Raw genomic sequence first — 12211 nt, 5'->3', positions numbered from 1 at the left:
AAGAGAAATGTCTCTATATTTTTTTGTTAAAGACCTACTCGCCCCATACCATTAATGATTTTATCCAATGTTTCATCGACAACCGTAATCATACGTGCATTTGCATTGTATGCCTGTTGGAACGTAATCATATTTGTCATTTCTTCATCTAGAGAAACAGCACTTACAGCATCGCGACTATTAGATACCATTAGGCGTTGGGATTCAGACGTAGCGGCTAAACGTAAAGCTTCTTCACCATCTACACCAACTTTTCCGACCATTGCTTGATAAAAAGATTGTAAACTTGCGTTATCTATATCTGCATATAATTTATGTTGCATATTTGCAAGTTCGTAAGCATTCTTACCATTTCCTTCTTCTGTTGGGTCAGATGATGCGGCTAAAAGGTTCGGATTTTTAGATATATTTTCATTAACTTTGATTCCACCAGCACCAGTTCCTTCAAAGAATACGCCCCCTGCAACAGAAGCATTAATGATGTTTCCATTTGCATCTTTCTCTTCAAGAGTATAACCTTTTGCGTGCTGCGCGTTGAATTCTTTAATAAATGCATTGGCTAATTGATCTAATTTTTCTAATGTCTCTGGATAATATCCTTTAATATCGCCACCCGCACTTTGATAACCATATGAATTAATTAATGATAGTAATTTTCCTTTTGATGCTTCAAAGTCTTGCTGTTTAATAGCTGCTTGTGTACTAGTGACAGCACCTGCTTCATGCGCATCTAAAGATTCCAATCCTGTTAATCGTAATTCAGAGAACGAATTTGTAATATCGTCGCCTGTCACTTTAGTACCAGTGGTACCCATTGCTGTAAATTGAGCAAAGTCTTTGCCATTTACTAGATCTCTGACAACACCATCTGTCCCTTTAAATGTAATTTTTAAGCTTCCCTCTGCAACCTCTGATGCTAAACCACCTGAAGGAATACGTTCAATCGATACTGGGATATATTCATTTAATTTGTCAACTAAAGTATCACGAACATCATATAAATCATTTGGTACATGTCCACTAGGTTCAACCTCTTGAATCTGTTTATTAACAGCTGCAATCTGTTTTAGGATGGTATTAATTTGAGTGGTCGAAACATTAAGTTCATTTCCAAGATTGCCCTGAATCATTTTTAATTGTTTATCAAGATAATTAAAAGATTCGGCTAAGTGCTCAGCACGTCTAATAGCTACTTGACGTGAAGCTGCGTCTGCTGGTTTTGTCCCAACATCTTCGAGTCCCTTCCAAAACTGTTCAAAAGCTTTATCTAAGCCAAATTCCGAAGGTTCATTCATGACATCTTCCATTTGTGCAATAGCATTTGTTCTAGATTCCCAATAGCCAAATTTATTCGTTTCTTGACGATATTGGCGATCAATAAATTCACTGCGTATACGCTGGATCGAACTTGCTTCAACCCCTGTACCAAGGTGCCCTGGATAAGTAGGTTGATTTAACCCAGCCGTTGGAAAGCCTGGTGTTGCTTGCATGTTTACTCGTTGGCGAGAATAGCCTAGAGTATTTGCATTAGAAATATTATGTCCTGTTGTATATAACGCTGTTTGTTGTACAAAGAGGCCGCGTTTACTAGCTTCTAAGCCCATAAATGTTGAGCGCATGTTTCTTCCTCCTTTTATGCTTGTGAATCGAAATATGATTTTTTAGCTATATTGTTTGTGCCGAGAACCTCGTTGCTAGAGTAGTTGATTTGCTCTGTGCGAGGTCTTACGGCGTCTAGTGTTAAGTTAACAATTTGTAGTGATTGGAAAACGAGTTTTTGATTTAAATCATTTTGTTTTCGTAGGTCATTAATAATTTGCATTAAACGTTCGCGAACTGCTGAGAGTGTTGCTTTGTCAGCTTGTTGGTCAGCAGCCTCGATGACATCCGCGACAGTTGTTTTGTCAGCTGAAGCAAGTCCATTTGCTTCAAGGTAGTCCGTTACCTGTTTCTGACGCTGTTGCTCGAGCTTATCGATGGCTGCTACATGCGCCTGTTCATCCTTGAGCAATTGGTCTAGAGCTTCGATATCGCCAGCTTTAATGATTTCTGTTTTTTTATAGGCTAGTTCAAGTAAGCTTTTATGCATTCTCTCTAGCATTGTTAGTGTAGAACTAATTGCTTCTACAGACATATCGTTATACACCCTTTCTGCTATTCCCTAGAAACGATAATATTTCAGCATATCCTCTGCCACTTTACGTGCATCTACTTTGTATTCACCAGAAGCGATATCCTTTTTTAACTGTTGAACATGTTCCGCTCGCTCTGTACTGTATGTTGAAACACCCTGCATTTCCTGTGCAGCCTTGGAAATTTCAATTTTATCAGCAAAAGATGCTTTGTTTGCGTCTGATTTCACATTGCGCACTTGGTTTTTATAGGCGTTAACTGCATTAATACCATAAGATGTAATTTTCATTTCAATACCCCCCATCTCTAAATCCTATCTTACTATTATTTCGGATTGTCTCACATAATGTTAAGTTTTCACATAGAAAAAAGTGTGCTAATTTTGTTTAAAATTAACACACTTGGAGTAATTAACGTTTACGCTCTGAGTGATAGGTTACACGATCACGCTGCTCTACACTGTCGCGGAATTCCTTAGCTGCTTCAAATGTACGTAAGTCTGCCTTTAATTCATCCTGGCATTTTGCACAAAGTTTACCGGTTGTTGTCAGATGACCACAGTTATCACATGGATAGCCAAGGTTAGGGAACATGGCTGGCTGCAGGCGACCCTTACGAACCCATTTATACAATAGCTCCTCTGCCGCTCCCGTGGCTTCCACAATACGTTCTACTGTTGCCGCACGGTTTTCACGTTTACGTAAGAAACGATAAACGATTTGATAAAGCTCCTCCTCTGATTGTGCACACTTATGACACACTTCTCGGACTCCTGTATAATTAAAAAACTCATTACATTTCGGACAATTACGAACCTCTGCCATTGGCCTTTCCTCCTCTTTCTAGCAAATTTATCTACGAATGCTGTCTCATTAACTATTATACATAATGCATTGGTATTTTCATCCTTCAATTAATGTGAAGTATTGGACATTTTTAGCACCCGCCTGCATTAAAACAGTTGTAGCATGCTGTAGAGTTGTCCCTGTAGTTTTTATATCGTCAAAAAGAAGATAATTTTTATGTTCAACTTGTGCTCCCTCCTTTAAGCAAAAAAGTGGAGCTGCCTGTATTCGCTGCTCTCTATTTTTGGAGCTTTGCGTTTCTGTCGTTGTCTTTTCTAATAATTGAATAAAGGGAATATGAGCCGCTTTTAATAGTTCATCAGTATGCGAGAAAGTACGCTCCTGTTGCTTGAGAGGATGCATTGGAATGGGGAGAATAATTGCTTTTTCTTTATTGAGACGATCATAGAGCTCCTGTCGAAATACCTTGGCAAGAGCCACATCTTGAAGAAACTTTAGCTGGTGTAAGTAATCCTTCATCGCCTCATTATATTGATAAAGGGATGTAGCAGATTGTGAAGGTACAAAACGAGCGGCGCATCTTTCACATATAGTCGGCGAGAATTGCTTGGTTAGAATCATTTTCCAGGAAATAGTTATTTTTAACGGCTGTGCGCATATTAAACAACGAGGTTCTATTTTATTCATTCAGAAATCCCTTCTTATTAAAAAAATGAATTTTTGCACATGCCTCATCCATCTCTGCCGTAATACCGTGATGAAAGAATAGGACGTCTCCATCAGGAAATTGAACATCTCGCCCAACTCGACCTGCAATCTGAATGAGAGCATTGGCAGTAAAAATCAATGACTCTGCCCCTATAACAGCCACCTGTACATTGCTGATTGTAATGCCTCTTTCTAATATCGTAGTGGTTAATAAGCCCGGAACTGCTTTATTTCGTAGCTTTAACACCTTCAGCTTCCGCTCTGGGTCAGCTGCATGCACAGCTAGTATGTCTTCATTTAACCCTTGAAAAAGAGGAGTTGCACGTTTCATTAAGTCAATTGTCGGGAAAAATAGTAAAAAGGGTTCCTTTTGGCGTAAGCGCTCCTCCACCCACTTTTTTAACCTTTTAGGGATTTTACCTCGCTTAAAGCATTTATTATAGCTCCATAAAGAACGAACTTGTGGGACTGGTAATGGATGATTATGATAGCGTTTTGGAATAAAAGAGTAGCTTTCTTGTTGGAAGGTATGGAGTAATGATGCTGATGGGGTTGCTGTCACAAATACCAGAGGAGCATTTTCCTTTTTAGCCTTATCTACTGCTCTTTGTAAAGTTTCATCAAATGTATAAGGAAAAGCATCTGCCTCATCTACAATAATGACATCAAATGCCTTGTCAAATCGGTAGAGCTGATGCGTCGTTGCTATAATAAACTGCGCATAGCCCTTTTGGTGAGGTGCTCCACCGTATAAAGCATGAATAACTGTATCAGGAAAAGCCTCTTGAAAGCGTGGATACAGTTCTAACACTACATCTGTCCGTGGTGTAGCGATACAAACACGTAGCCCTCTCTTTAATGCATCATAGACAGTAGGAAAAAGCAGCTCTGTTTTGCCTGCACCGCAAACTGCATGAATTAAATGGGAGCGTTTTGCTTTCACACTTGCCAAGGTTTCATTAGCAGCCTGTTGCTGGAGTTCGGTGTATTGCCCTGCCCATTTTAATGAATGCTTGTTAATTTTAATCGTCTTGGGACCTGTCCAAATCATCAATTTTGTACAGCTACTTACTCTCCCCATTTTAATACAGTGTCGGCAGTACACACATTGTTGCTGACATTTTGAGCAATCGAATTTTGTGAATAAGTGCGGGTCTGTATTGTGACAACGATTGCATTTAATAGCTGGCTTTATTTGAATTCCTTCTATTATACTGACGTATTTTCGCTTTATTGCTTTCTCAATATCTTCAGATGAAAATGGCGAATGTTCTTTTAACCAAATGCGCCCTTCATGAAAATCACGTAATGCTGGGGGCATCAACCAACCCCTATATCTCATTAAAACCTCCCCTTTCACAGAAAAAAGCCTCTACTTTTGCTGTAGAGACTTCTCACAATTCGTTATTTTTTTGTCCATCCTAATCCCATTGACCCTTCACCCAAATGAGTACCAATAACAGGACCAAAATAGCTCAATTTAAAGTTTACGTTTGGGTACGTTGCGGCTAATTGCTCTAGCCATTCTTGGGCTTCAGCAGGGCAATTTCCGTGAATGACAACAGCGTCCATCGCTGCATACTTTTTTGCATCCTCTGCTAGCAATTCTTCCGCACGCTTTAATGCCTTTTTACGTGTTCGGATTTTTTCGAAAGGTACAATTACCTTATCCACAAAATGTAAAACAGGCTTTACTTGTAATAAGCCACCGATTAATGCAGCTGCAGAAGATAAACGCCCACCACGTTGTAAATGTGCTAAGTCGTCTACGATGAAGTAAGCACGAATAGACTGTTGCATGTCCGCTAATGCTGCAAGTATGTCTTTTGCTGAATGGCCCTCTTTCGCCATCTCCGCTGCTCTTAATACGTAAAAGCCTTGAACAGCACAGGATATTTCACTGTCAAAGGCATAAACATTAATACCTTCCACCATTTCACCGGCCTGCACTGCACCTTGGTATGTTCCACTAATACCACTCGATAAATGGATAGAAATTATCTCATCGTAATCCTTTGCTAGCTCATCAAAAAGAGCAACAAATTCTCCAATTGGAGGTTGTGTTGTTTTAGGAAATTCTTTAGCTCCACGCACCTTATCATAAAATTCAGATGCTGTGATATCTACTTCTTCTGCAAATAATTGACCTGAGATATTAACACTTAAAGGTATCATGTGAATGTTTAAGCGTGCACGTTCCTCAGCTGTAATATATGCAGTACTATCTGTTACGATTGCCGTCCTCATCCATGTCCACTCTCCTATAATTTTTAGTTTACAATCTATTTCTACTTGGTGCAATTGTTGTTGTTGTGTTGTTATTGCTGGCGCTTCGCTTTTGCATAAATGACGGAAAACAAAAAGAAATGAATGTGAAATGAATGACGAACGTCGGATTCCCGTTCTCGCCCTTCTAGAGTCGTGCTAGTAAGCTAGCTTCCATTTCACATTCATTGTCTATGTATAAATAGGCATATCTTCACTCAATTGTTATGTTGAATGAAGATAGCTTCTGTTAATTTCCTGTACTTGACTGTGAGTCGTCACCAATATAAAAGACACTTGTTACTTTCCAATCATTGTCCTCTTTCACAAAGACTGTTACCTGACGTCCTGCACTTTCATGTTCGACATTTGTCTCAAGCTGAAGTGAGTGCATTTTCATGTTGGCAAATACTTGCGCCTCTTCTGATTCATACTTTGCAATTGTTACATTTTCTACTTCACGCTTAATATCAAATTGATCAAATACTTCTGATGCATATGTTTTTTCTTCATCGTATTTAAAACCCTTGGGATTTTTCGAGATTGTATTCATATAACGATCAATTTCTTCAGCATTTAATGCAGCAATATACTCATCAAAAGATGCTAAAATTGCCTTTTCATCTTCCGCTGGTACATTATCAGCCTTTTCTACGTTTCCACCCATCATTTCAAAGCCAACTGTACCATCCTCTATTACTTTATCTCGTTCTTCATCACTCATCTTCTCATCTTTATTACCACAGGCAGTTAACACTAATAAGATTAGAACTGCTAGAAAACTTTTCTTTAACATCAAAAAACCTCCCGCGCATATTGTAGCATATAAATGCTTTCGTAGGAATTTTGTTGTGCATTTTCAACATTTAAGTGCTACATCTTCCTTATGACGCATTAGGCTGTAAAATGTTGCATGAATTGCTAGTTATCATATTCATACTAATGATTAGTAATGTTACAAAATTGTGAATGACCTGTTCTTCATCATGTAAGCCCAATACAAATTATTACCAAAAAACAATAAAAAACTGTTTTAAAAACTACTTCAATAAAAAGTAGCTTTTAAAAACAGTTTTAGCAATTAACGTACTTCAACCCAGCCATTTTTAATGGCTGTTACAACTGCTTGTGTACGGTCATTAACATTCATTTTTTGTAGAATACTTGATACGTGGTTTTTAACTGTTTTTTCAGAGATAAACAGTGTCTCACCGATTGTACGGTTTGATTGACCATCTGTTAATAATTGTAATACTTCACATTCACGCTTAGTTAGCAAATGGAATGGACGACGAATTTCAGTTTGATGGAAGTTTCCTTTATTTTCATGTTCTGAAAGTCGCTTGAATTCTGCTACTAGGTTTTTCGTTACTTTTGGGTGTAAATAAGAACCGCCGTTGGCAACAACTTTAATCGCCTCAACGATTTCATCTGCATCCATCTCTTTTAACATATAGCCAAGAGCACCTGATTTTAATGCATGCGTAACATATGTTTCATCGTCATGTATAGACAGCATAATCACTTTTGCATCTGGAAATTCAGTAATTAACTCTGCCGTTGCTTCTACTCCATTTTTGCCTGGCATGTTAATATCCATAAGTACAACATCTGGTTCGTTTTCAGCGTATAACGTAACAACATCTGTACCATCGTCACCTTCTGCTACTACATCAAACGTATCTTCAAAATCTAAAATGCGTTTTACTCCTTCGCGGAATAGCTGGTGATCGTCTACAATAATAATCTTTGTCATTTGTCTTTACCCCCTAGATTTCTGCGACAGTTACATCATTCTACTTCTAACGGTATTTTAAATAACACCGTTGTCCCTCGATTGATTTCACTCGTAATGGTGATTGTACCATTTAAAATTTCAATACGTTCTTTCATTCCTAAAATCCCAAAGGAATGATCTTTCACTACTTGTGGGTCGAAGCCTATGCCATCATCTTTTACAACAATGTTGACGGCATCTTTTAACCATTCAAGCTTTACCCAAATGTCTTTACACTTTCCATGCTTCATGGCGTTGGTTACACATTCTTGTACTAATCGGAAAATGGATACTTCATAATTTGAAGGTATACGTTTTTCTGTACTTCTCGATTGGAAATGAATTTCAACACCTGGATTATATTCAGTCACTGTCGATAAATACTTCTTTAATGTCGGAATAATTCCCAAATCATCAAGTGCCATTGGTCGTAGATCATAAATAATACGTCGCACCTCAGATAAAGCATTACGCACCGTTTTCTTTAAATCGGCAATTTCAGCCAAAGCCTTTTCAATACCTTTTTCACGATACGTTCTATCTATTAAATCAGTGCGCATAAGGACATTTGCAAGCATTTGAGCAGGTCCATCATGAATCTCTCTTGATAAACGCTTACGCTCTTCCTCTTGAGCTGCAATAATACGTATCCCAAAATCCTGTTTCATTTTTGCTTGTTCAAGGGCTAAACCAACATTTCTTAAATCTGAAGTTAAGTAATTCAAAACGACATTTACCTGATTAACAATATGATCAGCACGTTCAATCGTATCGAGTAATCCTCTTAATCTTCTCTCTAGATCATCTCTTTTATCCCGTAGCTGTTTTTCTTGTGTTCTAATAACGGAGAGCTTTACTTGAAAATCATGTGCAGTTTCATAGGCTTCTCTAACTTGTTCTTCGGTATAATTATCAAAAGCTTTACTCACTAGCACAAGTCGTTGCTTAGCAAGCTGCGTACTTTTTTCCAATGCATCGCCATCATCAATTACGATTGATATTTGTTTTCGAACAATTTCAAGCTCTTTTTGCATATCTTCAAAGCTTCTGCGGCTTTGTTCACTTATAATAAAGATATCATCCTTTGAGCTCATGATTGTATCTAACATTCGATTAAAAATGTCATCAAGCGACTTTAAATCGAAGGTATCATTTGAAAACATAGTATACTCCCCAGTCTAATGTCTTATGATTACTTACTAATTTAATAGACTAAAATCACATATTCCATAGTCTACACCTATTATAGCATTACCATGCTAAAATTTAATGCTTTTTCTTCATGAAAATTATAGAATAGAACTCTAGTTAAAAGGAGATTGATACGAATGAGAGAAAACTATTTAACAGTAAAAGGATATGGTGAAAGCGAAATTGTCATTTCCAAATCTCGCTTTCTCACTTATATAGAACGTGCAGAAACGGAAGAGGATGCAATTTCTTTTATAGATGGTATAAAAAAATTGCATCATAATGCAACACATAACTGCTCTGCATATATTATTGGAGAGCATGATCATATTCAAAAGGCAAATGATGATGGGGAACCTAGTGGTACTGCAGGCGTCCCTATGTTAGAGGTCTTAAAAAAACAAGGGTTAAAAGATACGGTCGTTGTTGTGACCCGCTATTTTGGAGGCATTAAGCTCGGTGGTGGTGGCCTTATTCGTGCTTATGGAAAAGCAACTACAGAGGGATTAACTGCTGCACAGATAGTTGAACGTAAATTGCATCATGTCATGAAAGTAGCTATTGATTATACATGGCTAGGAAAAGTCGAAAATGAAATAAGAAGTTCATCATATTCTTTAGAGGAAATACGTTATTTGGAGGGTGTTGAAATCATTGTTTCTGTGCTAAAAGAGGAAGAAGAACAGTTCCGAAGTTGGATAACAGAAATGACAAATGGACAGGCTACCATCACTTTCGAAGATGCTCAATTTGTAGAATTTATTGTCAATTAAATAGTTTTAATTGTCGAAACTAAATATGCATAGTATAATTTTTTTGTTAAGCTATTTTATTGTCCACACAATTGCTTAGTTAAAATTGAATAAAAGTTAGCTTTATCGCATTATTATTCCCAATAATTAGAGGAGAATATATCTATTATGAAAAAAAGATCTGTTAGTCCGACTAAAAAGAGGTCTTCTAAAGCTTCATTAATTATAAAAGTTACACTACTATTAGTTGCCAGCTTGGTAATTTGTGTAACGGCTTATGCTGTTTACCTTACAAAACAGGTAGAGCATGCTGCAGACTCAGCATATGAGGAGTTAGAAGGTCGAGAGGTTTCAACGCAACGTGTAGAGAAAGTAGAGCCTGTACAAGACAATGTCTCTATTTTATTTGTAGGTGTTGATGATAGTGACAATCGAGGGCAAGGTTCGGATCATTCACGCTCCGATGCACTCGTTTTAGCTACATTAAATAACAAAACTCATACAATTAAAATGCTAAGCATTCCTCGTGATTCTTACGTTTATATTCCTAAAGTAGGTTATAAAGATAAAATTACTCATGCACACGCTATGGGTGGAACACTTACTACGATCGAAACTGTAGAAGAACTATTTGATATTCCTATTGACTATTATGTACGCATGAACTTTAATGCATTCATAGATGTTGTAGATGCATTAGGTGGTATTGAAGCTGAAGTACCATATGCATTGCATGAATTAGATGAGTTCGATAAGTTTACAATTAACTTACAGCCAGGCTTACAACATTTAAATGGTAGTGAGGCACTTGCACTCGCAAGAACACGTAAACAAGATAATGATATTGAGCGTGGTAAACGTCAACAGGAAATTCTATCTGCGATTATTAAAAAAGTCGCTTCTGTTAAGTCCGTTACGAAATATGATGATGTCATTAAAGCTCTTGGTGATAATATGAAAACAGATATGACATTCACTGAAATGAAGTCCTTCTTATCTTATTTATCAAAAGGCGCACCACGTATCGATTCCTTAACATTAGATGGCACGGATGATACATCTACTGGTATTTATTATTACCAGTTAAATCAAGATTCTGTTGAAGAAACAAAGGAGATTTTCAAAAACCATCTTGGCCTAAATGAACAATCATCAAGTCTAACAAGTGGCAATACAGGAACAGATAGTGCTGCTAGTAGCGATGACAATTCAGTTACTGAATAGAGCTTTCAGACCATAGACAAACAACTTGTCTATGGTCTTTTTATATGACTTCTCCATTGATTGACTACCCTTTTCATTTACCCCTCCTAGTAATCGATAAACAAGCTTATTTAAGTTTACCTTCTATTCCATTCCCTATATATAATCGGTTTAAAAGAGTTTCTCAGTGTCTAACTTTAATAGTAACCCTATTTAACAACAAAAAAGCAATCATACAAATTGTATGATTGCTTATATTTTATTTACTAAATATCCGTACAAAATTTAATAATGGTTTATAGTTTTTACCAGCCAATCCAATGACCTCTACAAAGATTTCAATAGCTGTTAGGATGACCGCTACAAGTAATATAGCTCCCCAAACCTTTGCCATAGAGAAAATGATAGCTGCTAATCCAAACATTACTGCAATTCCGTAGATAATTAGGACTGTTTGTCGATGTGTAAAGCCCATATCGAGTAATCGATGGTGTAAATGTGATTTATCTGGGTCAGACCATTTCTTCTTCATGCGGACACGACGAACAATGGCAAAGAATGTATCCGAAATCGGAACACCAAGGATAATAATTGGGATGATTAAAGCTACGAATGTAATATTTTTAAAACCAAGTAACGCTAACACAGAGATCATAAATCCTAGGAACAATGCCCCTGTATCACCCATAAAGATTTTTGCTGGGTGGAAATTATAAAATAAGAAACCAAGTGAAGCTACAGCTAAAATGGCTGCTAACGCTAAAACAAACACATTGCTCATGATAAATGCCATGACAGCTAATGTAATCAGTGCAATCGTAGAAACACCTGCAGCTAGACCATCTAGGCCGTCAATTAAATTAATGGCATTCGTAATACCGATGATCCAAATGATCGTTAATGGAATACTCAATAAACCAAAGTCTAATGTACCTAAGAACGGTAGATTAACCATTTCAATTTCAATACCACCTACAAAAACAACAATCAGTGCAGCAACTAGCTGACCAAGCATTTTTGCTTTTGCAGAAATCTCACGCATATCATCAATAACACCTGTGATTACGATTATACAAGCACCAATAATGATAGCTAATAATGCCTCGTTACTACCATGTTTTGTATGAACTAAGAATGAGTATAAAATCGTCACGCCAATAATAAAGGCAAGGAAAATGGCTAAACCGCCAAGTCTTGGCATAATTCGAGCATGTACTTTTCGATAGTTTGGTGCGTCAACAGCACCTATTCTAAACGCTAAACGTTTCACTAATGGAGTTAACAAAATGGATGCAACGAACGCTGCTATTAAAGACACGTAAAGCATGTCTCTCCTCCTCAAATATATAATCTACATTGAAATCCAAATTGATTAT

Annotated in this window: 13 protein-coding genes; 2 read left to right on the top strand and 11 right to left on the bottom strand. The window is 37.2% G+C overall.

What is annotated here, in order from left to right; translation table 11 throughout:
• Positions 1 to 26 precede the first annotated feature (26 nt).
• The 10 genes from flgK to MKY76_RS03490 all read right to left on the bottom strand — a co-directional run bounded on the left by flgK (position 27) and on the right by MKY76_RS03490 (position 8852).
• Positions 27 to 1619: a flagellar hook-associated protein FlgK gene (flgK, locus tag MKY76_RS03535; RefSeq protein WP_103117457.1), complete on the bottom strand. Its 1593-nt coding sequence runs from the start codon at positions 1617 to 1619 to the stop codon at positions 27 to 29.
• Between the two features lie 14 nt (positions 1620 to 1633).
• Positions 1634 to 2134, bottom strand: a complete 501-nt coding sequence (locus tag MKY76_RS03530; RefSeq protein WP_115674239.1) for a flagellar protein FlgN — start codon at positions 2132 to 2134, stop codon at positions 1634 to 1636.
• A gap of 27 nt (positions 2135 to 2161) precedes the next feature.
• Positions 2162 to 2422, bottom strand: a complete 261-nt coding sequence (flgM, locus tag MKY76_RS03525) for a flagellar biosynthesis anti-sigma factor FlgM (RefSeq protein ID WP_115674238.1) — start codon at positions 2420 to 2422, stop codon at positions 2162 to 2164.
• Positions 2423 to 2543: 121 nt separating this feature from the next.
• Positions 2544 to 2957, bottom strand: a complete 414-nt coding sequence (locus MKY76_RS03520; protein ID WP_066036322.1) for a TIGR03826 family flagellar region protein — start codon at positions 2955 to 2957, stop codon at positions 2544 to 2546.
• A 78-nt stretch (positions 2958 to 3035) separates the two neighbouring features.
• Positions 3036 to 3626, bottom strand: a complete 591-nt coding sequence (locus tag MKY76_RS03515; RefSeq protein WP_342557426.1) for a ComF family protein — start codon at positions 3624 to 3626, stop codon at positions 3036 to 3038.
• Positions 3619 to 5007, bottom strand: coding sequence for a DEAD/DEAH box helicase family protein (locus tag MKY76_RS03510; protein WP_342557425.1), 1389 nt, complete (start codon positions 5005 to 5007; stop codon positions 3619 to 3621). Before MKY76_RS03510 ends, MKY76_RS03515 begins: the two co-directional genes overlap by 8 nt.
• Positions 5008 to 5051: 44 nt before the next feature.
• A complete protein-coding gene (locus MKY76_RS03505; protein WP_048392086.1) occupies positions 5052 to 5894 on the bottom strand; it encodes a DegV family protein in 843 nt (280 codons plus the stop codon).
• 268 nt (positions 5895 to 6162) lie between these two features.
• Positions 6163 to 6708, bottom strand: coding sequence for a DUF3225 domain-containing protein (locus tag MKY76_RS03500; protein ID WP_004227588.1), 546 nt, complete (start codon positions 6706 to 6708; stop codon positions 6163 to 6165).
• Between the two features lie 285 nt (positions 6709 to 6993).
• Positions 6994 to 7668: a response regulator transcription factor gene (locus tag MKY76_RS03495; protein WP_004227590.1), complete on the bottom strand. Its 675-nt coding sequence runs from the start codon at positions 7666 to 7668 to the stop codon at positions 6994 to 6996.
• A gap of 35 nt (positions 7669 to 7703) precedes the next feature.
• Positions 7704 to 8852 (bottom strand): sensor histidine kinase, encoded by a 1149-nt coding sequence (locus MKY76_RS03490; RefSeq protein ID WP_048392088.1) that lies wholly within the window; start codon positions 8850 to 8852, stop codon positions 7704 to 7706.
• 165 nt (positions 8853 to 9017) lie between these two features.
• Here MKY76_RS03490 and MKY76_RS03485 point away from each other — a divergent pair, with 165 nt between their 5' ends.
• Both MKY76_RS03485 and MKY76_RS03480 read left to right on the top strand, forming a co-directional pair.
• A complete protein-coding gene (locus tag MKY76_RS03485) occupies positions 9018 to 9653 on the top strand; it encodes a YigZ family protein (protein WP_103117453.1) in 636 nt (211 codons plus the stop codon).
• 147 nt (positions 9654 to 9800) lie between these two features.
• Positions 9801 to 10856, top strand: a complete 1056-nt coding sequence (locus MKY76_RS03480; RefSeq protein WP_103117452.1) for an LCP family protein — start codon at positions 9801 to 9803, stop codon at positions 10854 to 10856.
• A 238-nt stretch (positions 10857 to 11094) separates the two neighbouring features.
• On the opposite strand, the gene MKY76_RS03475 is transcribed toward MKY76_RS03480, so the two are convergent.
• A complete protein-coding gene (locus MKY76_RS03475) occupies positions 11095 to 12162 on the bottom strand; it encodes an MraY family glycosyltransferase (protein WP_004230902.1) in 1068 nt (355 codons plus the stop codon).
• Positions 12163 to 12211: the final 49 nt, after the last annotated feature.

It is taken from the genome of Lysinibacillus sp. FSL P4-0201 (assembly GCF_038593425.1).
GTDB classification, from domain to species: Bacteria; Bacillota; Bacilli; order Bacillales_A; family Planococcaceae; genus Lysinibacillus; species Lysinibacillus capsici.
The sequence above is the reverse complement of the archived record's forward strand: the minus strand, read 5'-3'. Positions and strand labels throughout refer to the sequence as shown.